We start from the raw sequence: 20,314 nt of genomic DNA on the forward strand, positions 1-20,314 counted from the left end.
TAACTCCAGATGTTACAAGGGCCGGGCCAACCACCCGGCCGACATATGAAAGGAAAGCATTCAATGGATATGCTCGCTGAAGTCTCCGGCAGTATCAGCACCGTCGGATACGGCCTCGCCGCAATCGGCCCGGGTGTCGGTGTCGGTATCGTCATCGGTAAGACCATCGAGGGCACCGCACGTCAGCCTGAGATGGCCGGCGCACTGCGCGGAAACATGTTCCTCGGCATTGCGCTGATCGAGGCCCTGGCCCTGATCGGCATCGCCACCCCGTTCTTCCTGCCCTGATCAATAAGAGGACTAAACGATGACTCCGGTACTAATTCTTGCCTCGTCTGAGAACCCGCTTCTCCCGGCGTGGTACGACATCATCTGGAGTGCCATCTGTCTGCTGATCGTCTTCCTGGTTGTCTGGAAGTACGTCCTCCCCGCCTTCAACAAAACCCTCGATGAGCGCGCAGAGCGTATCCAGGGTGGAATTGAAAAGGCTGAGAAGGTGCAGGCCGAAGCCGATCAGGCTCTGGCCGAGTATCAGAAGCAGCTCGCCGACGGTCGTGCAGAAGCTGCACGGCTGCGCGCCGAGGCTCAGGAAGAAGGCGCCCAGATCATCGCCAATATGAAGACCCAGGCTCATGCTGAGTCCGAGCGCATCGTCGCTTCGGCCCAGACGCAGATCGAAGCCGAACGTCAGTCCGCCATGGTGCAGCTGCGTTCGGAGGTCGGCACTCTGGCCACCGATCTGGCATCACGCATCGTCGGCGAATCACTGACCGACGATCAGCGTTCTGCCAACGTGGTCGATCGCTTCATCTCCGATCTCGAGTCACAGTCTTCGGCACAGCCGGTCAAGGGGGCGTGATGCTCCAGTCGAGCAGATTGTCCCTGCAGGCCGTTCTTGAATCCGCCAATGCTGAGATCTCACACGGCGATGCCCGTGAGTTCGGCAAGGGCGAACTGGCCATCGTTGCTGTTCTCGCCGAGAACGTGGCGCTGCGCAAGGCCTTGGCGGACTCGTCCGAGTCAGCTGAGAAGAAGCAGCAGCTGCTGCGGACTCTGTTCTCGACTCGGACCACCGAACCCGCTCTGCGTCTGAGCGAACTGGCCGTCGGCCAGCGCTGGGCCAGAACTCAGGACCTGGTGACCAGCCTTGAGGTTGCCGGAGTGACAGCCATCGCTGCTGCTGCTCAGGCATCTGGTCAACTCGGCCAGGTGGAAGAGGAAGTCTTCCGTTTCGCCCGTCTGTGCGAAAGCGAACATGAACTGGCGCGCGCCTTGGACTCCGATGCGTCTGCATCGACGAAGCGTGCGCTCATCGCAGACTTGCTGGCGGGTAAGGCTCAGGCCGACACCATCACACTGATCGAACAGGCAGCTGTGTACCCACGCGGTCTTCGCGTGGCGATGGCCCTCGATCAGTACAGCGACATCCTCGCGGCACGACAGCAGCGTTCGGTCGCTGACGTCACAGTCGCCAAACCTCTGAGCGAGGTTCAGACCCAGAAGCTGACGGCGGCTCTGTCCGCAAGCTACGGGCGTGACCTCGTTCTCAACGTTCAGGTCGACCCCGAAGTCATCGGGGGAGTCCGGGTTCAGGTCGGCGACGAGATGATGAGCTCCACAGTGGCTGATCGCTTGGCCGAAGTGCAGCGCAAGCTCGCTAAGTAAATCGAGGGGCCGGCCAGTCCGGCAGCACAGGCGGCCCACCGGTCGTCGGACACAGTTTTGAGTAAAGGAAGCAGGGAAACCAGATGGCGGAACTGACAATTCGCCCGGAAGAGATCCGGGACGCTCTTGGGAAGTTCGTTGACTCGTACAACCCCGAGAGCTCGGTAAAGTCCGAAGTCGGCAAGGTCGTCACCGCTGGTGACGGAATTGCCCATGTGTCGGGTCTGCCCGGCACCATGGCCAACGAACTTCTCCGGTTCGAAGACGGCACTTTGGGCTTGGCACAGAACCTCGACGAGCGCGAGATCGGCGTCGTCGTCCTCGGAGAGTTCTCCGGGATCGCCGCTGAGCAGAACGTCTACCGGACCGGCGAGGTTCTCTCGATTCCGGTCGGTGACGGATACCTCGGTCGTGTGGTCGATCCTCTGGGTCAGCCGGTCGACGGCCTCGGCGACATCGAGACCGTCGGTCAGCGTGAGCTCGAGCTCCAAGCCGCAGGCGTGATGGATCGTCAGGAGGTGCGCGAGCCTCTGCAGACCGGCTACAAGAGCATTGACGCCATGATCCCGGTTGGCCGTGGTCAGCGTCAGCTCGTCATCGGCGACCGCAAGACTGGTAAGACCGCTCTGGCGATCGACACGATCATCAACCAGAAGACCAACTGGGAGACCGGCGACCCGAAGAAGCAGGTGCGCTGCATCTACGTCGCCATCGGACAGAAGGGTTCCACCGTCGCCGGTGTCCGCCGTTCGCTCGAAGAAGCCGGCGCGCTGGATTACACCACGATCGTGTCCTCTCCTGCCTCGGACCCTGCAGGTTTCAAGTACCTCGCCCCGTACTCGGGTTCGGCTATCGGCCAGCACTGGATGTATGAGGGCAAGCACGTCCTCATCGTGTTCGATGACCTCTCGAAGCAGGCAGAGGCTTACCGTGCAGTGTCCCTTCTGCTGCGTCGTCCGCCGGGCCGTGAAGCCTTCCCCGGCGATGTCTTCTACCTGCACTCGCGTCTGCTCGAACGCTGTGCGAAGCTCTCCGATGAGTTCGGCGGCGGCTCGATGACGGGTCTTCCGATCATTGAGACCAAGGCCAATGACGTCGGTGCATTCATTCCGACCAACGTGATTTCGATCACCGACGGTCAGATTTTCCTGCAGTCGGACCTCTTCAACGCTGGCCAGCGTCCAGCAGTGGATGTGGGCATCTCCGTGTCCCGTGTCGGCGGTGCCGCTCAGACGAAGGCACTCAAGAGTGTCTCCGGCACCTTGAAGATCTCCTTGGCCCAGTATCGTTCGCTCGAGGCGTTCGCGATGTTCGCCTCCGACCTTGACGAGACGACCAAGCGCGACCTGGCTCGCGGTGCACGACTGACCGAGCTGCTCAAGCAGTCTCAGTTCTCTCCGATGGCCTTCGAGAAGCAGACCGTGTCGATCTTCGCCGGAACTCATGGCTACCTCGATGAGATTCCTGTTTCCGACGTGCTCAAGTTCGAAACCGAGCTCCATGATCACATCGAGCGCAAGACCGGCATCTTCACGACTATTCGTGAGACGCTCAAGCTCGATGACGACACCTCGGCAGAGCTGGACAACGTCTTGACGGAGTTCTCCCGGAACTTCGTCAGCTCCGACTCCAGCGGATCCAAGGCCGGCAGTGAAGACACTGCCACCGCCTCATCCGATGAGGTCGAGCAGGAGCAGATCGTTCGGCAGAAGCGTTGAATCTGATCCGTAACAGCGAAAGGAAGAACTGATGGGAGCCCAGCAGAGGGTCTTCAAGCAGAAGATCCGCTCCACTTCGTCCTTGAGGAAGATCTTCAAGGCCATGGAGCTCATCGCTGCTTCACGGATTCAGAAGGCCATTGCACGTTCGCAGTCTGCCGGCCCATACGCCAACGCCCTGACCCGGGCGGTCTCGGCGGTGGCGAGTGAGTCCAATGTCGACCACGTGTTGACGACCGAGCCTGAGTCTGTCACCCGTGCCGCAGTGCTGGTGATCGGCCCAGACCGTGGATTCGCCGGGGCCTACTCGGCGAACCTGCTGCGCGAAGCTGAAGAGCTTAATCGGCTGCTGCGCGGCGAGGGCAAGGACGTTGCGCTCTTCACCGTCGGCGGTAAGGCCCAGAACTACTACACCTTCCGCGACCGTGCGATCGAACAGGCCTGGACCGGCATCTCTGAGATGCCGACTCCCGAGAATGCTCGGGAGATCGGTCAGGCCCTGTTGCAGAGCTTCAATGCCGAATCCGCGCAGAACGGTGTGGATGAGATCTACATTGTGTTCACAAAGTTCGTCTCCAGCGTCAAGCACGATCCGGAATACCGGCGACTGCTTCCGCTCGAGGTCGTCGACGCGGACGAGGTCGCCACCGGCGGCGCGTCCGCACCGGCGAAAGACGCGGCTACGTTCCCTCTCTATGAGTTCGAACCCAGTGCTGAGGCCGTCTTGGATTCATTGCTGCCGCGCTACATCGACTCGCGGATCCTGTCCGCGCTGTTGAGTGCTTCAGCGTCCGAACAGGCTTCGCGTCAGGCTGCGATGCACACCGCGACCGAAAATGCGGATGATCTCATCAAGACCTATACCCGGTTGGCCAACACGGCTCGCCAGGCGGAAATCACCCAGGAACTCACCGAGATCGTCGGTGGGGCCGATGCCCTCGCGGCATCATCAGCCGGCGACTGACCGGCGAGAGCAGAGAAGAAAGAGACCATGACTGCCACAGCTACGGATACCTCCCCGGCGCAGGGCACAGCCCTCGGCCGGATTTCCCGAGTCATTGGCCCGGTTGTCGACATCGAGTTTCCGCTCGACTCCGTGCCAGCGATCTACAACTCACTGTCCACCTCGGTGGAACTCTCCGAAGGCTCGCGCAAGCTGACCTTCGAGACTGCACTGCACCTGGGCAACGGCATCGTGCGTGCCGTGTCCCTGCAGCCCACCGATGGACTGGTGCGCGGCCAGGAGGTCGTCGACTCCGGCGCCCCGATCACCGTGCCCGTCGGCGACGTGACCAAGAACCACGTGTGGAACGTCACCGGTGACTGCCTTAACCTCGAAGACGGTGAACAGCTCGAGATCAGTGAGCGCTGGCCGATCCACCGGACGGCTCCCGCCTTCGACGAACTCGAGTCGAAGACCGAGATGCTCGAGGTCGGCATCAAGAGCATCGACCTCCTCACCCCGTATGTCCAGGGTGGAAAGATCGGCCTCTTCGGTGGTGCAGGCGTCGGCAAGACCGTGCTCATCCAGGAGATGATCTTCCGCATCGCACACAACCACAGCGGCACCTCCGTGTTCGCCGGTGTGGGTGAGCGCACCCGTGAGGGCAACGACCTCATCATGGAGATGGACGAAGCCGGCGTGTTCAAGGACACTGCCTTGGTCTTCGGGCAGATGGACGAGCCGCCGGGCACCCGACTGCGCGTGGCGCTGTCGGCACTGACTATGGCGGAGTACTTCCGCGATGTCCAGAACCAGGACGTGCTGCTGTTCATCGACAACATCTTCCGGTTCACGCAGGCCGGCTCCGAGGTGTCGACCCTGCTGGGTCGTATGCCCTCGGCCGTGGGCTACCAGCCGAACTTGGCGGACGAGATGGGACTTCTGCAGGAGCGGATCACCTCGACGCGTGGTCACTCGATCACCTCGATGCAGGCGATCTATGTTCCCGCCGATGACTACACTGACCCGGCTCCGGCAACGACCTTCGCCCACCTCGACGCGACGACCGAGCTCAACCGCGACATCGCCTCGCGCGGCCTGTATCCGGCCATTGATCCATTGACCTCAACATCGCGTATTCTCGATCCGCTGATCGTCGGCGAAGAGCACTACCGTGTCGCCAACGAGGTCAAGGCCATTCTGCAGAAGAACAAGGAACTGCAGGACATCATCGCCATCCTCGGTGTCGATGAACTCGGTGAAGAGGACAAGCTCGTCGTCCACCGTGCTCGTCGCATCGAGCAGTTCCTGTCGCAGAACACCTACACCGCTGAGAAGTTCACGCAGGTGCCCGGTTCGACAGTTCCGCTGGCCGACACCATCGAAGGGTTCTCGAAACTCTGCGCCGGTGAAGTCGATCACATCCCGGAACAGGCGTTCTACAACGTGGGTGGGCTTGACGACGTCATGCGCAACTACGAAGAGATGCAGAAGTAAGCCATGGCTGTCCTCGATGTGAACGTCGTAGCAGCCGACCAACAGGTATGGGCTGGTGAGGCCAAGCGCGTCATCGCCCGTACCTTGGACGGTGAGATCGGCATCCTGCCAGGCCATGAGCCTGTTTTGGGTGTCTTAGCCGATGGTGAAGCGCGTATTCTCACGACCTCTGAGGAGACCATCCGGGTTCAGGCCGATGGTGGATTCCTGTCTGTCGAAAATAATCGTGTCATCATTGCCGCTGATCAGGCCGAACTTCTCTGATCTGTCAATTAAACTGGCAACCGTGAACCCTTCCGTCCTGCTGATCGTTCTGCTCTCGTTAGTGGGACTCGCTCTTGCGCTGATCGTCGTCGTGACGATTCGACGCAGGTCGATTTCGAAGCTGTCCGGTGCTTTTGACTGTTCCATCAACGTGGGCGAGGAATCCTCTTCTCGCCCACGTTGGCGTTTGGGTGTAGCAGTGTTCTCGGTGGCGTCACTGGACTGGTACCCGGTATTCGCACTGACTCGCCGGGCCGCTGTCCGTCTCCCGCGTGCCGATCTCGATATTCTCGTGCGCCGCAAACCCACGTCCGGGGAGCAGTATTCGGTGCTGCCCGACGCCGTGGTGGTGGACTGTTCCTATGGGAAGGCCGACGGCCGACCCCGCTCCGTATCTCTGGCTATGGACACCGAGTCGCTGTCCACGATGGCCTCATGGCTGGAATCATCGCCCCCCGGCTTCAACCCGACGATGGGAAGGTTCACCTGATGGATGTCTTTCGCTTGACCGGTCCGAGTCGACTGCGCGGCGAAGTCGATATCAGGGGAGCCAAGAACAGCGTTCTCAAACTGATGGCGGCCAGTCTGCTGGCGGTCGGCCGGACGACTATCACCAATGTGCCCGCGATTCTCGACGTGCGCATCATGGTCCAGCTCCTCACCCGGCTTGGTTGCAACGTCGATTACGACGCCGATCATGGCATCGTCAGCATCGATGTACCTGCCGAAGTCGGAATCCAAGCCGACTACGAACTCGTGCGTGCGATGCGAGCATCGATCTCCGTCCTTGGCCCCCTGACCGCGCGGATGCGCTCAGCGCATGTGGCCCTTCCCGGCGGCGACGCGATTGGCTCGCGGGGTCTGGACATGCATCAGGCCGGTCTCGAAGCTCTCGGGGCAACGGTGCATCTAGACCACGGCTACTTCGTCGCGGAGGCCCCGAGTGGTCTTCGCGGAACGGACATCGACCTCGAATTCCCCTCCGTTGGTGCGACGGAGAACCTGGTGATGGCGGCGACGCTGGCCCATGGTGTGACAACGATCTCGAACGCGGCCAAAGAGCCGGAGATCGTCGACATCTGCACGATGCTGGTTGATATGGGTGCCCAGATCAGTGGGATCGGTACGTCCGACATCACGATCACGGGTGTCGACGAACTCCGACCGGTCGAGCACCGTACGGTGGGGGATCGGATCGTGGCCGGAACCTACGCTTTCGGCGCCGCTCTTTCCGGCGGTGATGTGATCGTGAAGGGCGTCGGACTTGAGCTTATGCCCAATATCGCGATCAAACTTCGCGACTCGGGCGCCACAGTCGATGACCTCGGTGACATTGATCTGGGTGACGGCACTCGTGGGAAGGGGTTCCGCGTCATCGGTGCCGAACGTCCGCACGCGATTCGTGTCGCGACGATGCCGTTTCCCGGCTTCCCCACGGATCTGCAGCCGTTCGTCATTGCCCTGAATTCGGTATCTGATGGTGTCGGACTGCTGTCGGAGAACCTGTTCGAGGCCCGCTGGAGGTTCGTCCAGGAGATTGCTCGACTGGGTGCGAAGGTTCGAGTAGACGGTAACCATGCCCTGATCTCCGGTGTTGACAGTCTGTCCGGCGCCGAGGTGGAAGCTTCAGACATCCGCGCCGGTGCCGGCCTCGTGATGGCGGGGCTGCGGGCCGTGGGAATCACCGAGGTCTCCGGCATCGACCACATTGAGCGCGGCTATGAGAACTTCGTGTCGAATCTGCGCAGTCTTGGCGCCACCATCGAGCGCGTCGAAAAAGCCGACATCCTCAGTTTCGAATAGAACTCAGAACAGGCGTGAGTCGGGGTCGTCCATACCGCGCAGTGCATCGTAGTCGAGGACGACACAGCGGATTCCACGATCCTCGGCCAAGGTTCGGGCCTGAGGTTTGATTTCCTGAGCGGCGAACACTCCTCGCACCGGTGCGAGCAGCGGGTCCCGGTTCATCAGCTCCAGATACCTGGTCAGCTGCTCCACGCCGTCAATGTCGCCCCGGCGCTTGATCTCCACGGCAACCGACTTGTGGCCGTGGTCTCGGGCGAGAATGTCGACGGGTCCGATGGCCGTCATATATTCGCGCCTGACCAGGCTGTAGCCGTCTCCGAGAGTCTCTATATGTTCGGACAGCAGTTCCTGCAGGTGGGCTTCGACCCCATCTTTGACCAGACCGGGATCGATACCGAACTCATGCTGGTCATCGCCGATCACCTCGGCGATGGAGATGACGAGCTTGTCACCGGTCTTGGCCTGTGACACCGTCCAGATCTCGGCCAGCCCAACCTCTGTCTGTTCCTGGCTCGGATCAGTGACGGTGATTGAACACGGGGGTGTCATCCAGTTCAAGGGTTTGTACGATCCGCCATCCGAATGGATGAGGATCGAGCCGTCGGCCTTGAGCATGATGAGACGGGTGGCCATGGGCAGATGGGCGGTCAGACGACCGGCATAATCAACGGAGCACTTAGCAATGACGAGACGCACGCGATTTACCCTACGTGAGAGAATGGGCAGATGCCACGATCTACCTCCTCGCGTCGCAAAAACAAATGGCGGCAGGCCCCACGCGAACTCTCCGACTCCGTGAATGGGCTGCGCACAAGCCGAGATCTGCCCGACGGGACGTGGTCGGTGCAGAACGTCGCCGGCAATTCTCAGGGCAAGGTCTATGTCTGTCCCGGGTGCGGGCAGGACGTTCCATCGTCGACGGCGCATATTGTTGCCTGGCGGCAGGCCGCCCGATATGGCACCGAGGTGGGCGTGGATTCCCGTCGTCACTGGCACACGAGATGCTTTCAGAGATTCCGGTGACGGCGTCGGCTGTCGGCTGACCACAGATCGGGATCTGAAGAACCAGAGATCAGGATCCGAAGAAGGGGCCAGTTCACTGTGAACTGGCCCCTTCTCAAGTGTGCGGAATGCTGGAGAGTGCGGACCTCAGCGCAGCGAGTTCCTCGACCGCGATGCCTTGCCCTTCTTGTTCTTGGCACCTGAAACCTGAGCGTCGATGGCTATCGTGTCAGCGTCGGTGGCCCCATTGGGCAGCTCGGAGCCCTCTGCTTCCTCAGCGCCGTCTGTCGCGACAGACTCCTTGGCGTCAGACTGAGTTGCCTCAGACTCTGTTGCCTCGGTTGAGACGTCTTCGCCCGATGGTTTCGCGGTGACCGTGGAATCCGCAGATGTGGCTGTGTCGTCGGCGCTGTCCGCACCTTTCGCGCCGGCATCCGCGTCGTCGGCAGCGATGTCGTCAGGCTCGTCTGCGTCCTCGGGGTCCTCCGCCAGAAGATCGGCGAGCTCCTGCTCATCGGCGATCTGTTCGGTGGCATGGGAAGCGGACTCGGCCTTGGCCGGGTCGACAGAATCGCCGCCCATCACACCGGGCATGGCGAACAGCGAACGGAGCTGATCGAGCTGGGCTGTGATCGTCTTTCGCTGCTTGGTCAACAGGTCGACCTGAGACTGGGCCGATGCCACGTTGCGCTTGGCTTCGGCGGCGGACTCTTCGATAGTGGCTTCGGCCGTCGCCCGGGCCTCGCCGATGAGGGTCTGTGCACGAGTCTTGCCGTCGGCAATGATGTCGTCAGCCTTCTTCACCGCATCCGAGCGGGTCGTCTCTGCCCTTTCCGCGGCTTCTTTAGCCTCAGCATCGGCCTTCGCCGCACGTGCCTGAGCCTCGTCGATGAGCTTCTTATTCTCAATCTGGGCGGAGTCGTAGCGCTTCTTGCGATCAGACTCGGCCGCCTGGCGCTTGCCGGCCAGCTCGACATCGAGTTCGTCGGCAGCCTTCGTCGATGCCTCATCGCGCGCTTTCGCCGCGGCGAGGAGTTCGTCGGCCTGTGCTTGAGCGGTGCTGATCGACTCATCGGCTTGAGTCTTGGCTTCGGCCCGCAGATCGGCAGCCTGCTTCTCTGCGGTGGCCTTGAGCTCGGCGAGCTCATGCTCGAGGCTCTCACGGGCTTCCTTCGTGGCTGCCTCGTTGGCTTCCTTGGCTTGGTTGTATTCGCGTTCCGCAGTCGCCTTGAGCTCGGCAGCACGCTTTTCGGCGGCCTTCACCGTCTCGTCGGCGCGCATCTCGGCCGAACTGATGATCGCATCAGCCTCGGATCGGGCATTGGACAGAGTGTCGTTGCTCTCTGTGTGCATGCGTGCCCGGGCAGACGCGGCTTCGGCACGTGCTTTGTTGCGGATCGTCTCCGCATCGGAGTTCGCCTGAGACAGAGTCTCACGTGCCTGGGACTCCGCGATCTTGAGCAGATGGTCGATGCGGCTTCCGGGAGGGCCAGACGCCTCGGCGCTGTCATTGGCGGCCTTCTTCAGCTGAGCCTTCGCCTCAGAGAGTTCACCGGCGATCTGAAGTTTCGCGCGATCAGCGTTGATGACCTGGCTGCGGGCATCGGAGAGGGCCTTACGAACGGACTCGACCTCGGTTCGCAGCTGCTGCAGGCGAGAATCAACTTCACTTTTTTCGTAGCCGCGCATCGCTGTGCGGAATTCTTCGCTGGGCGTCACTGAAGTGGACTCCTGTCGTGTCAAGGGATGTGGTCTCATCTTCCACCCCTACTCTAACGGACGCACCATGAGTGTGGGGTGCGAATTCTCAAGTGTGGACACGTCCTGTCACGTTGTGACACGGCCCCCGTGACCGAGGCCACAGACAGCTCGACTACCCTTGGAGCAGGAAGCATTTCACCGAGTTCTCTGCGCTCGAGCAGGGTTCAAATACCTGAGGAGGAAATATGGCTGAAGCAGTGATCGTCGCGGGTGCGCGCACACCATTCGGACGTCTGCAGGGTGGCCTGTCGTCGCAGACAGCTGTGCAGTTGGGCGGCAAGGCTATCTCCGGCGCACTTGACCGCGCAGGGATCACCGGCGAGGACGTCGAGTACGTCATCATGGGGCAGGTTCTGCAGGCCGGGCTCGGTCAGGGACCTGCGCGACAGGCCGCGGTTGAGGCCGGCATCCCGATGCGCGTGCCGGGTGTCACCGTGAACAAACTGTGTCTGTCGGGCATCAACGCGATCACACAGGCTGCACAGCTGGTGCGGGCAGGGGAATACGACGTCGTCGTCGCCGGTGGGCAGGAGTCGATGAGCCTGGCTCCCCATCTGCTGGAGAAGTCGCGCTCGGGCTACAAATACGGTGACATCGTGGTGAAGGACCATATGGACTACGACGGCCTGTGGGACGCCTTCACCGACCAGGCCATGGGCGGACTGACCGAAGACGCCAACGCCGGAGACTTCGAGTTCTCCCGCGAGGACCAGGACGCCTTCGCAGCTCGTTCGCATCAGCGCGCGGCAACCGCCTGGGAGTCGGGCCTCTTCGGCGATGAGGTCGAACCCATCACCATTCCCGGCCGCAAGGGCGATGTGACCGTGTCCAACGACGAAGGTGTGCGCGCCGAGACCACACCGGAGTCGATGGCCAAGCTGCGGCCAGCCTTCCGCAAGGATGGAACCATCACCGCCGGAAACGCGTCACAGATCTCCGATGGAGCATGCGCCGTCGTCGTCATGTCCCGGGAGAAGGCCGAGGAGCTCGGTGCCCCGATCCTCGCTGAGATCCGCTCCCATGGATGGACTGCCGGTCCCGACTCCTCTCTGCAGCATCAGCCCTCGCAGGCGATCCAGGCAGCTGCAGAGAAGGAAGGCGTTGCCGCCGATTCCTTCGACCTCTACGAGATCAACGAGGCCTTCGCCGCGGTGGGCCTGGCCAGTTCGAAGGACCTGGGCGTTGACCCGGACAAGGTCAACGTCAATGGTGGCGCAGTGGCACTCGGCCACCCGATCGGAGCGTCCGGGGCACGCATCGTGCTGACCCTGGCCCTTGAACTCCAGCGCCGAGGTGGCGGAACCGGTGTCGCCGCGCTGTGCGGTGGCGGAGGACAGGGAGACTCGCTGATCATCACTGTGCCCGCCCAGAACTGATCCCAACCGCATTTGACCCTGAGTACAACGGGTCACGATCCAAGAGGAGAGCATGATGCTCGTCGCATTCTCCGTCGCTCCCAGCGGCGGTGACAACACAGACGCGTCGGTCCATGACGCGGTAGCCGCTGCTGTGGAGGTGGTCCGACGTTCCGGGCTGCCGCACCGAACCGATTCGATGTTCACCACGATCGAAGGCGACTGGGACGAGGTGTTCGCTGTGGTCAAGGAGGCCACCGACGTCGTCGGCGAATTCGGTCCACGCGTGGCGTTGGTGTTGAAGGCCGATATTCGTCCGGGATACACGGGGGAGATCGATGGCAAGCTCGAACGTCTGGAAAAGGCCCTCGACGCCCGCGGCGGCGACTGATCGACCCTCGGCGTCACCGTCGAGGCTCGCCGGTCGCAGCACATGGATCGCCGCACCGGAGCCAGGAGGTGTGGGGCGGGAAGTACCCAGCGGTAAGTTGGGCGCAGCGGAAATTTTCGGGGAATTCATAGTGACGTAGGTCTCATTCAGGTCTACTCTTTTCTTAAGAAAGAAGGAGATGAACAATGAACGGGTCCACCTATTTCACTACAGCCACCGCACTGACGATGGTTGCCCTGCTCGGTTTCATGGCCGCCGGCTTCTTTCCGGTCATCGTTGACTTTGCCTTCGCCATCGAAGCCGTGGCCGTCATCCTGGCTCTGACCGGGCTTGTGATGGTTGCGTTCGTGACCGTGCGAAAGTCACTGGAGCGTGCCGCTCGACTGTACTGATGCAATGCCCGATCGTCGCGTGATTCACAGTGGCGACGCAGCTTGCTGACAACGGCCCTTGTCGAAGTTTCGGAGTTCGTCTCCGAGGCTTTGACGAGGGCCGCTTTCTGTTCTGGATCACGAATCGGTTAGGATATTTGAGCCTCCGTAGCTCAGTTGGATAGAGCAACCGCCTTCTAAGCGGTAGGTCGCGGGTTCGAACCCCGCCGGGGGTACTGCTGACCAGGAACGGGACATGTTCCGAGGGTCACCGGAAACAGTGAATGACACGCTTACGACACGCTTTTGATAAACGAATCAAGCACTCCGACAACCTCGACTGGGCCCATATTCGACTGCTGAACGTAGTGCTTCGACGTGACCCCGACCTCGGAGTGTCCAAGCTGCTGGGACGCATTGTCCAAGCTGTCCGAGTTGTAGACGGCGGTCGCCACGGTCTTCCTGATGGTCTTCGGGCTCACCCAATCCAGCTCGGCCAACCTCCGCACCTCCCGGAACCGCCGGCGGATCCCTGACGTGTCCCACCACCCGCCAGCCTCGTTCGGGAAGACGGGGGAATCGTCCGAATCATCGAGTGCTTTCTTGCGATGCTTTCTTAGCGCCTCGGTTGCGAACCTCGGTAAGTAAAGGACACGCTCGCTCGAGGCCGTCTTCGTCCGCTCCTGCCGCGACACTCCCACTTCATCAAGCGTCACGATCGCGGAGACCGTCATCGTCGCCGGCACGCCCGACAGGTCCACATCAGCCCAGCGCAGTCCAGCGAGCTCACCGATGCGCACGCCGGTGCCGAGCATCACATCAATGGCGGCCGCGATCTCTCGACGCCACGGGCGCGTGGATCTCGTCGGCATGGCCTCGAAGTCGCGCGCCCCCTTGCGCAGCGCCTGCACTTCACTGGCGGTCATGGCCCGCACCGGCTCTGCGGTCGCAGTCTTGACCTCAATGCCGAGAGCCGGGTTCACCGACACGGCGCCGAGACGCAGGGCCAGCCCGAAGCCTTGACGCAGGACGCCGGCCACCTGTCGGGAAGTCTCCACGCCACGCTTGGCGGCCACAGCCTGCACAGCCGCATCCAGGCGGGCTGTGGACGCTTCGACAATGCGCAGACCGCCCACATGCTCACCGGCGATGCCAACAGCGCGTGCATGGGCCTTCCGCGTTGTCTGCGGTGGATTCTTCGCCGCCGTATACCGGGCCAGCCACTCATCGAGCAGATCAGAAGTCCGGGACTCCGGCAGGAGCGTGCCGGAACGGTCCGCCGTGGACATGTCCGTGAAGTGATCGAGTAGTGCCTGCCGCGCAGCGCCCTTCGTGGGCCGGAAGCGGGAGAAGACGCGGGTGCGCCCATCCTTGCCCCGGTAGCGTGCCGCGGCCCTGTACCGGCCCTTGACGCCCGTGATGCCAATGTCACCCCAAGCACCAATTGGAAGCGGCGGCCTAGCCACGACCCTCACCCCTAGCAAGGCGGACGGCAAGCTCAGCGACCAGCCGGAAATCCTCATCGCTGAGATGTTCAAGCTCATCAGCAATGTTGACAAGACGATCAGACGACCGCCAATCAGACGGCATTAGCCCCGCGGACTCAATCGCGGCCAACTGCACCTCCCGCATGGGGATACGCAGGCCCAGCGAGATCGCCTGCACGTTCTCAGGGCTCGTCGTGAACTGGTGCGTGGAGCGGGTCATCCACGCAATCGTGGCTTTCGGGATCCTCGTCGCCTTCTCCATCTCGGCGAACGATAATCGTTTGAGTTCCTTGTGCTGTTTCAGAAGTATCGGGAGCGTTGGCATGGGCTCATCCTTTAATGTGCGTGTGGACAGTCTGGTTGATCGGGTGGTCGGATTGGATGATGCGCAGACAGGTGTACGGCGATGAGCACCGCGGGAGGGTCACTGCTCTGGCGACTCCTTGAGCGCGTAAACCTCCAGGGACCATTCGCCGATCTGCTCGGACGGCTGCGGCTCATACCCGCGCTCACGGGCACCCTGGACGAGATCCTTGATCTTCACGCCCGTGTGCATCAGGTAGAACTTCACCACCGGCGAACCATCGAACAGCTCATCCAGGCGCTCCTTGATGACCTTCGGATTCTTCGAGGCCCTGCGCATGGAGGTCAGGCTCGGCGCCCCGGCGATTGTGCTCGGCGCTTCCTGGGTGGCACCGCCGAGGATCTGCATCCACCAAGGGATTTTATTGAAGCGGCTCATTTTAGCCATTGTCTTGCTCCTTGTCTTGAGGGTGATTAGTGCGCGCCAACTCGCGAATTAAGTCGTCCACGAGGCGGCGCTGTGTTGCAGTGAGCTTATCCGAAGCCGGGTCTGGGATATACGGTTCGCGGCCAGTGTCAGTAGCGGCGCGTATAACCTCCGACACCGGAACATCGAACACCCGAGCGAAGGCGACCAGTGTCGCTTCGTTTGGTCGGCTTGGATGCCGGCCGCTGAGATAGCGGGAAACATTGCCTTTCGATATCGGAACACCAAGCTCTTCTGATTTAGCGACGATCTGCGGCTGATTCATACCTCTCTGTCTACGTAGGCCACTCAGTAGCTCCGATAGTCGACTCATGTCATTTACCTTCCACGATAGGAGGGGGCGACACAAGTCTAATGTGTGCTTGCTCGACACAAAGCACGACCGTGTAATTCGCTCTACGGCGCGGAAGTTCAGAAAGTTTCAGGAGAGGCTTGCATATTCCTAGTCACATGGCCTAGAGTTCAAAGTGTTCACGGAGAACAAGAAACTTTAAGGAGTGGGTGACATGGCCACCAAGTACGAAGAGACAAGACGCGGGTTCACCGCTCGTCCTCACAAGTCGCAGATTCGCACGTTGATGAAGTTCCAGCGATGGACGAACGCAACCCTGGCGATCAGGGCAAGTGTCTCGCCCAGCACCATCGGCAATATGCTCGGCTCCCGCAACTGCTGCACACCAGAGACCGCGGGGAAGGTTGCGAAAGCCCTCGGTGTGGAGACTGAAGACCTTTTCACCATCGAGCGGATTAGGTACGCGGCGTGATGGAGGCGCTCGACCTGAACGTCCAGAGGGCGCAGCAGCACATGGAGTCAATGTCCAACCTGACCCCGATGATCGAATCGACAATCTCTGAGGCTATTTCAGCCAAGGCCAGCGTTGATCAGGCCGGGGCCAGCGTGAACAGGGTCATGCAGAAGCTGATTGATATTCAGCAGCAGATTGTCCGGCTCGAGTTAATCAGGGACGCAGATACAGAAGATCCTGCCCGCGCTATCCGTGAGGCCCTTCGCGTGGAGGACATAATCAGGCAGTTCGAGTCCGAGTCGTTCGTCTACTTTATCGAAGCCGGCGACTACATCAAGATCGGATTCTCCCATGACCCCATCATCAGGCTCGGGCAGATCCGCGGAGGCCACGGATCAATCAGTCCTGAAGGTCTTTCAACGAAGAGCGCCCGAATCCTCGCAGTCGAGCAGGGCGGCATATACGACGAAGGAATTCTTCACCGTCGTTTCGCAGAGTACCGAGTGGCCGGCGAATGGTTTAAGAAGAACGACCGCCTCGCTCGCTATATCCAGTCAATCTCATCACCCGCATAACAAAACGGCCCCCAGCTGCGCGAACAGCTGAGGGCCAGGATCCCGAAAGGAGCAACAACATGAGCAAGCTTACCAAGAAAGCGTCAGCCGCGCTGTGGGATGAGCTGCGTGATGGTTTCCTCAACATCGAGAAGACCATCATCAAGATCATCGAGGCGAAGGCCTGGGAGCCTCTGGGCTACGCCACCTTCGCTGAGGCCTGGGCAGACCGCATGGACGGTGTGCGACTCGCCGGTGAGGTTCGCGCACACGTCGTCTACGCGATGCTGGCTGAGGGTGAGGCGGTCGAGGCGATCTCGGCCAGGACCGGGATCGGCACCGGGTCAGTGAAAGACCTGAGGCGGCAGAGGTCGAACGGTGTTCCGCCCGAGGCGGCGACACTGGTCCGCCAGCACACTCGCGGCCACCAGCGTCCTCCGTATCGGCTGATCGTGGAATTCTCGCCTGACGAGCGTGAGCAGTTCGCTGAAGCCTGCAAGCGGTTCGACCTCGACATGACCACCGAGGCGACCGAGGCTATCCGCGCCCACTTCGCTCGGCTGGCCCAGCTCACTGACAAGAAGGCGTCATGATCGAGCGTGAGTGCGCGCATTGTGGACATCCGTTTGTGGTGAGGTTCCCATCGCAAGAGAAGCGATATTGCGACCGTGACTGCTATAGCCAGTCCCGAAAAGGCCAGCGTAAGCCGATTGAGCATGGGACACGAGCGGGGGCTCAGGCGCACTACAAGCGAGGCGAGAAGCCTTGCAATGAATGTCGAGACGCAGCAAACGCCGCCTATCAGGAGCGTGCTCACGTATATCAGGCGAATGTGCGTGCTGCGCGCCGTGATGATCCGGATCGATTCAAGACATACGGCAAGCGTGCGTACTGGAAAGATCCGGAAAAGCGCCGCCAGGAGCGACGGAACTACGTCGCCAGGAACCGCGATGCAGTGAATGAAAAAAAGCGCCTCGATCGAGTCGCGAATGCAGATCAGGTCAGCGCCCGCGTCGCGCAGTGGCGGGACGCGAACCCCTCGATGGTCGAGGCGAAGGAGCGCAAGCGTAGGGAGCGGCAGCGCATAGCGACCGAAAGGGCCAATCGAAATTTTACGCGATGGACCCCCGAAGAGGACGAGTTGGTCCTTACATGGGTCGGTGGGGATCTTGAACTTGCATTCGCCCTTGGCCGCGGTTATCACTCCATCGCTAGCCGACGACATAACCTCCGCAAGTGCGGCCAAATCTCAACATCAACCAATCACAAGGAGAACTGAAATGACTGATTACACGAAGTTCTACGAGGGCGATCTGCGGGCGGCGCGAAACGTTCTCAACGAGAGGATCGCGGAACTCATCGCCAACGGCCCCGAGACCGCCCACGATGAGATGAAGCTCCAAAAGTTCATTGAGCGCAGGGATGCGATCGTCAAGCTGATGCCGAGCCGTGTCAATGGATCTAAGAGAGTGAAATGGGGGACACCCCTGCTGGACGCCGCGAAGCGCAAAGCCGAGGGCGAATCATGACCATCCCCGCGATCTACTCCCAGCCAGTCGCCGGTCTCGAGAACTTCCCCGTGTCGGGTGACGACCTGGCGGTGACAAAGCATTTCCTCACGATCGTCGCCGACAACGAGGCCGCAGCGAAGGAGCAGACGCCATGACTGAGGTCATCATCGTCGGCACCGCAGTCACCATCATTTCCGCAGTCGCTCTCGGATTCTTCGTCGCCCTCGGGTGGGCGCAGTACACGCGGGACCGCGACAAATTCACCAACAGCCAGAAGAAGGAAGACCAATGAAGACACTCGCAACAATCAAGGCGGTCGGTGCCGGGGTCACGGCCCTGTATCTCGCAACCAGGACCGCCGAACTGGCCCGATCGAAGGAAAACAGGACTGAGGTGGAGAAGCGGACCGCCCAGCAGTACGCCTACGCAGTCGACGAGTTCATGAAGGCAGTCGAGAAGGCGACGGAGCCATACCCGAAGCCGGAGGCGTACCTCAACAACTACATGAGGAACGTTCGTACCGTCTTCCACGGGAGTGACAACTCATGACCACCGTCTACGCCCGCCGGCGCCTCATCGCCCTGTGGCTGCCGTTCATCATCATGGGCATGAGCCTCTACCTCTACAGCTACACGCTCAGCTTCACCTTCAATGGCTTGTCGCTGCTCGGCCTGGGAATCACCTGGCTCGGCGTCTTCGCCTCAGCCTACGACGCAGGGGAGGACTCATGAACTCGCTACCAGGAAACCCTTACGCCGAGTGCCACCAACACCGCCCCGGAGTCACCGAGGACAACGAGCAGTGGGCAATCGCCCAGGCCACTCTCGCCCTCGCATTCGAGCAGCGGACGGCGAACCTGATCGCGATAACGAACCTGCGTTGCGTGCTCGCAGGAGAAGGCGCTCACCTTGACGACGAGACGCAAGCGCTGCTCGCCGAGCGCTTCGGGCTATCGGAGGACTCATGACCGTCCTCACTCGCCGATTGCTCAACTGCCACGAGGTCGCGGAGTGGCTGGGGATCCACTTCCGCGGCGTGTACGAATTACGCAAATCGGGAGAACTCCCCGCGATCCCCATCGGCGGGTCGTGGAGATTCGACCCCGACGACGTACAGGACTACATCAATAGGAAGAAGGAAACCCATGCTTGACTACAACAGCTTCTACCCGGACTACAACGCCGAGCCGTACAGGAACATGACCGCTGGCCAGCGCGAACGAATCACGGCTCTCGAAATCGCCGCCAAGTACACCGTGCCCGCTGCGGAGCACCTGACAGGCAGGTATGTGCTCGACGGCACTCACTCAGTGTCCAGCATGTTCGATAGCCAGACGATGCGACTCGCGCAGTGGATCGTCGACGGAACCGACCGCGACGAAATTGACGTGGACGCGGAGGATGATGATGCCTGAATCAGCAGTCGATTGGAAAATCCCAGCCGCAACACTCGCCCTCCCAGCGAAACAGGAACACACGCAAGCCTGGCATGACCTGCGCGCCACAGGCTACACAGGCACTGACGCGGCAACACTGCTCGGCGTGAACAAGTTCGAGACCGTGCGTGACGTGTTCGACCGCAAGACCGGCGCCGTGGCTAACCAGGTGGACGAGACCGGCATCATGCGTTTCGGGTCCTACATGGAACCGACCCTGGCCGCGCTGCTCGAAGACGAGACGGACCTCAAGACCAGGAACGCCGGCACCTACCAGAACAAAGACAACCCGCTTCTCATCGCAAACGTCGACCGGCTCACCTCGGACGGCGGGATCGCGGAGTTCAAGACCGCCGGCATGCGCTCGGAGAACGGGCGCATGTGGGAGGCGGGAACGGTGCCGGGGCATCCCTATATTCAGTGCAATCACTACTCGCTGACCATGGGCCGCGGCCCCATCTACTTCGTCGTCGGCATCCGCAACGACCGCCTTGACTACGACGGCGTTCCCAGGCGCGCCTACAACGATTCGTGGTTCATCGAGGCGGCCCTGCTCGACACGATCATTGTCGGACCCATCGAACCCGACGAAGCAGTCCAGCAGCGCATCCTCGACGCCGTAGCCGCCATGGACCGGGCCGTGAAAGCCAATGACCCGTCCATGATCGTCTGGCCCGAATCGTCCGCCGCTGACGACGTGTGGCCGGTGACCGAGGCGGGCACGAGCATCCAGGCCGCATTCGGGACCGTGGATCTCGTCAAGCGCCGCAATGAGGTCGACGGGGCAATCAAGGAGCTGACGAAGGAGAAGAAGACCATCGACGAAGGGCTGAAAACCCAGCTCGCCGGCCACGAGACCCTGACGGACGGTGAGCGTGAACTCGCCACCTACAAGACCGTGACCTCTAACCGCTTCGACCAGAAGGCATTCGGGGTCGACCACGCCGACCTCGCCGCCGAATACACCAGGCCGTCCGAATCCAGGCGGTTGACCGTGAAGAACATCAAGGAGAACTGA

At 61.2% G+C, this 20,314-nt stretch carries 32 protein-coding genes and 1 tRNA gene; 27 read left to right on the forward strand and 6 right to left on the reverse strand.

Going from position 1 to position 20,314, the window contains the following annotated elements; genetic code table 11:
• Positions 1-63: 63 nt before the first annotated feature.
• The 9 genes from atpE (at position 64) to murA (ending at position 7,890) form a co-directional block, all read left to right on the forward strand.
• Positions 64-288 (forward strand): F0F1 ATP synthase subunit C, encoded by a 225-nt coding sequence (atpE, locus tag BANT918_RS11645; protein WP_101620387.1) that lies wholly within the window; start codon positions 64-66, stop codon positions 286-288.
• A gap of 19 nt (positions 289-307) precedes the next feature.
• A complete protein-coding gene (locus BANT918_RS11650; protein ID WP_101620388.1) occupies positions 308-859 on the forward strand; it encodes a F0F1 ATP synthase subunit B in 552 nt (183 codons plus the stop codon).
• On the forward strand, positions 859-1,665 hold the full coding sequence (locus tag BANT918_RS11655) for a F0F1 ATP synthase subunit delta (protein WP_101620389.1): 807 nt from the start codon (positions 859-861) through the stop codon (positions 1,663-1,665). Before BANT918_RS11650 ends, BANT918_RS11655 begins: the two co-directional genes overlap by 1 nt.
• 83 nt (positions 1,666-1,748) lie before the next feature.
• Positions 1,749-3,383, forward strand: coding sequence for a F0F1 ATP synthase subunit alpha (atpA, locus tag BANT918_RS11660; protein ID WP_101620390.1), 1,635 nt, complete (start codon positions 1,749-1,751; stop codon positions 3,381-3,383).
• 31 nt (positions 3,384-3,414) lie between these two features.
• Positions 3,415-4,347: a F0F1 ATP synthase subunit gamma gene (locus BANT918_RS11665; protein WP_101620391.1), complete on the forward strand. Its 933-nt coding sequence runs from the start codon at positions 3,415-3,417 to the stop codon at positions 4,345-4,347.
• A 27-nt stretch (positions 4,348-4,374) separates the two neighbouring features.
• Positions 4,375-5,823 carry a F0F1 ATP synthase subunit beta gene (gene atpD / locus BANT918_RS11670; RefSeq protein WP_101620392.1) on the forward strand — a complete coding sequence of 483 codons (1,449 nt, stop codon included), beginning with the start codon at positions 4,375-4,377 and terminating at the stop codon, positions 5,821-5,823.
• A 3-nt stretch (positions 5,824-5,826) separates the two neighbouring features.
• On the forward strand, positions 5,827-6,087 hold the full coding sequence (locus BANT918_RS11675; RefSeq protein WP_101620393.1) for a F0F1 ATP synthase subunit epsilon: 261 nt from the start codon (positions 5,827-5,829) through the stop codon (positions 6,085-6,087).
• Between the two features lie 22 nt (positions 6,088-6,109).
• Positions 6,110-6,577, forward strand: coding sequence for a DUF2550 domain-containing protein (locus BANT918_RS11680; protein ID WP_009884056.1), 468 nt, complete (start codon positions 6,110-6,112; stop codon positions 6,575-6,577).
• Positions 6,577-7,890: a UDP-N-acetylglucosamine 1-carboxyvinyltransferase gene (gene murA, locus BANT918_RS11685; RefSeq protein WP_101620394.1), complete on the forward strand. Its 1,314-nt coding sequence runs from the start codon at positions 6,577-6,579 to the stop codon at positions 7,888-7,890. The genes BANT918_RS11680 and murA overlap by 1 nt, the downstream gene beginning before the upstream one ends.
• 3 nt (positions 7,891-7,893) lie before the next feature.
• On the opposite strand, the gene nucS is transcribed toward murA, so the two are convergent.
• Complete coding sequence (gene nucS, locus BANT918_RS11690) at positions 7,894-8,589, reverse strand: endonuclease NucS (RefSeq protein ID WP_101620395.1); 696 nt, start codon at positions 8,587-8,589, stop codon at positions 7,894-7,896.
• Positions 8,590-8,619: 30 nt separating this feature from the next.
• On the opposite strand from nucS, the gene BANT918_RS11695 reads away from it, so the two are divergent.
• On the forward strand, positions 8,620-8,916 hold the full coding sequence (locus BANT918_RS11695) for a hypothetical protein (protein WP_233429488.1): 297 nt from the start codon (positions 8,620-8,622) through the stop codon (positions 8,914-8,916).
• A gap of 126 nt (positions 8,917-9,042) precedes the next feature.
• Here the strand turns inward: BANT918_RS11695 and BANT918_RS11700 are convergent, their stop codons facing one another.
• Entirely contained in the window at positions 9,043-10,614 is a 1,572-nt protein-coding gene (locus BANT918_RS11700) for a cell division protein (protein WP_101620396.1), read from the reverse strand.
• A 227-nt stretch (positions 10,615-10,841) separates the two neighbouring features.
• On the opposite strand from BANT918_RS11700, the gene BANT918_RS11705 reads away from it, so the two are divergent.
• From BANT918_RS11705 to BANT918_RS11720, 4 genes are all read left to right on the forward strand, one after another.
• Entirely contained in the window at positions 10,842-12,032 is a 1,191-nt protein-coding gene (locus BANT918_RS11705; protein ID WP_101620397.1) for an acetyl-CoA C-acetyltransferase, read from the forward strand.
• Between the two features lie 55 nt (positions 12,033-12,087).
• Positions 12,088-12,402, forward strand: coding sequence for a thiamine-binding protein (locus tag BANT918_RS11710; protein ID WP_009884061.1), 315 nt, complete (start codon positions 12,088-12,090; stop codon positions 12,400-12,402).
• A 185-nt stretch (positions 12,403-12,587) separates the two neighbouring features.
• A complete protein-coding gene (locus BANT918_RS11715) occupies positions 12,588-12,794 on the forward strand; it encodes a hypothetical protein (RefSeq protein WP_009884062.1) in 207 nt (68 codons plus the stop codon).
• Between the two features lie 141 nt (positions 12,795-12,935).
• Positions 12,936-13,009 (forward strand) — tRNA-Arg (locus tag BANT918_RS11720).
• Between the two features lie 57 nt (positions 13,010-13,066).
• Here BANT918_RS11720 and BANT918_RS11725 read toward each other — a convergent pair.
• The 4 genes from BANT918_RS11725 to BANT918_RS11740 all read right to left on the reverse strand — a co-directional run bounded on the left by BANT918_RS11725 (position 13,067) and on the right by BANT918_RS11740 (position 15,363).
• Entirely contained in the window at positions 13,067-14,239 is a 1,173-nt protein-coding gene (locus tag BANT918_RS11725) for a tyrosine-type recombinase/integrase (RefSeq protein ID WP_167389452.1), read from the reverse strand.
• Positions 14,232-14,585: a hypothetical protein gene (locus BANT918_RS17410; protein ID WP_101620399.1), complete on the reverse strand. Its 354-nt coding sequence runs from the start codon at positions 14,583-14,585 to the stop codon at positions 14,232-14,234. The genes BANT918_RS11725 and BANT918_RS17410 overlap by 8 nt, the downstream gene beginning before the upstream one ends.
• A gap of 99 nt (positions 14,586-14,684) precedes the next feature.
• Positions 14,685-15,011, reverse strand: a complete 327-nt coding sequence (locus BANT918_RS11735; RefSeq protein ID WP_145996978.1) for a hypothetical protein — start codon at positions 15,009-15,011, stop codon at positions 14,685-14,687.
• Positions 15,004-15,363, reverse strand: coding sequence for a helix-turn-helix domain-containing protein (locus BANT918_RS11740; RefSeq protein WP_101620401.1), 360 nt, complete (start codon positions 15,361-15,363; stop codon positions 15,004-15,006). The genes BANT918_RS11735 and BANT918_RS11740 overlap by 8 nt, the downstream gene beginning before the upstream one ends.
• A gap of 193 nt (positions 15,364-15,556) precedes the next feature.
• Here BANT918_RS11740 and BANT918_RS11745 point away from each other — a divergent pair, with 193 nt between their 5' ends.
• From BANT918_RS11745 to BANT918_RS11795, 13 genes are read left to right on the forward strand one after another with little or no spacing between them, the layout of a single operon-like run.
• Entirely contained in the window at positions 15,557-15,814 is a 258-nt protein-coding gene (locus BANT918_RS11745; RefSeq protein WP_101620402.1) for a helix-turn-helix transcriptional regulator, read from the forward strand.
• Positions 15,811-16,371, forward strand: coding sequence for a GIY-YIG nuclease family protein (locus BANT918_RS11750; RefSeq protein ID WP_145996979.1), 561 nt, complete (start codon positions 15,811-15,813; stop codon positions 16,369-16,371). The genes BANT918_RS11745 and BANT918_RS11750 overlap by 4 nt, the downstream gene beginning before the upstream one ends.
• A 59-nt stretch (positions 16,372-16,430) precedes the next feature.
• Positions 16,431-16,943 carry a hypothetical protein gene (locus tag BANT918_RS11755; RefSeq protein ID WP_101620404.1) on the forward strand — a complete coding sequence of 171 codons (513 nt, stop codon included), beginning with the start codon at positions 16,431-16,433 and terminating at the stop codon, positions 16,941-16,943.
• A complete protein-coding gene (locus BANT918_RS17245; RefSeq protein WP_145996980.1) occupies positions 16,940-17,629 on the forward strand; it encodes a hypothetical protein in 690 nt (229 codons plus the stop codon). The genes BANT918_RS11755 and BANT918_RS17245 overlap by 4 nt, the downstream gene beginning before the upstream one ends.
• A gap of 1 nt (position 17,630) precedes the next feature.
• Positions 17,631-17,879 carry a hypothetical protein gene (locus BANT918_RS11770; protein ID WP_101620407.1) on the forward strand — a complete coding sequence of 83 codons (249 nt, stop codon included), beginning with the start codon at positions 17,631-17,633 and terminating at the stop codon, positions 17,877-17,879.
• Positions 17,876-18,016, forward strand: coding sequence for a hypothetical protein (locus tag BANT918_RS17415; protein ID WP_167389453.1), 141 nt, complete (start codon positions 17,876-17,878; stop codon positions 18,014-18,016). Before BANT918_RS11770 ends, BANT918_RS17415 begins: the two co-directional genes overlap by 4 nt.
• On the forward strand, positions 18,013-18,153 hold the full coding sequence (locus BANT918_RS17420) for a hypothetical protein (protein WP_167389454.1): 141 nt from the start codon (positions 18,013-18,015) through the stop codon (positions 18,151-18,153). Before BANT918_RS17415 ends, BANT918_RS17420 begins: the two co-directional genes overlap by 4 nt.
• Complete coding sequence (locus BANT918_RS11775; protein WP_101620408.1) at positions 18,150-18,410, forward strand: hypothetical protein; 261 nt, start codon at positions 18,150-18,152, stop codon at positions 18,408-18,410. Before BANT918_RS17420 ends, BANT918_RS11775 begins: the two co-directional genes overlap by 4 nt.
• Positions 18,407-18,592 (forward strand): hypothetical protein, encoded by a 186-nt coding sequence (locus tag BANT918_RS11780; RefSeq protein WP_101620409.1) that lies wholly within the window; start codon positions 18,407-18,409, stop codon positions 18,590-18,592. Before BANT918_RS11775 ends, BANT918_RS11780 begins: the two co-directional genes overlap by 4 nt.
• Entirely contained in the window at positions 18,589-18,828 is a 240-nt protein-coding gene (locus tag BANT918_RS11785) for a hypothetical protein (RefSeq protein ID WP_101620410.1), read from the forward strand. The genes BANT918_RS11780 and BANT918_RS11785 overlap by 4 nt, the downstream gene beginning before the upstream one ends.
• Positions 18,825-19,013: a helix-turn-helix domain-containing protein gene (locus tag BANT918_RS11790; RefSeq protein ID WP_101620411.1), complete on the forward strand. Its 189-nt coding sequence runs from the start codon at positions 18,825-18,827 to the stop codon at positions 19,011-19,013. Before BANT918_RS11785 ends, BANT918_RS11790 begins: the two co-directional genes overlap by 4 nt.
• Entirely contained in the window at positions 19,006-19,275 is a 270-nt protein-coding gene (locus tag BANT918_RS17425; RefSeq protein ID WP_167389455.1) for a hypothetical protein, read from the forward strand. Before BANT918_RS11790 ends, BANT918_RS17425 begins: the two co-directional genes overlap by 8 nt.
• Positions 19,268-20,314 (forward strand): YqaJ viral recombinase family protein, encoded by a 1,047-nt coding sequence (locus tag BANT918_RS11795; protein ID WP_167389456.1) that lies wholly within the window; start codon positions 19,268-19,270, stop codon positions 20,312-20,314. The genes BANT918_RS17425 and BANT918_RS11795 overlap by 8 nt, the downstream gene beginning before the upstream one ends.

It is taken from the genome of Brevibacterium antiquum CNRZ 918, from assembly GCF_900169145.1.
In the GTDB taxonomy this organism is placed as follows: Bacteria; Actinomycetota; Actinomycetes; order Actinomycetales; family Brevibacteriaceae; genus Brevibacterium; species Brevibacterium koreense.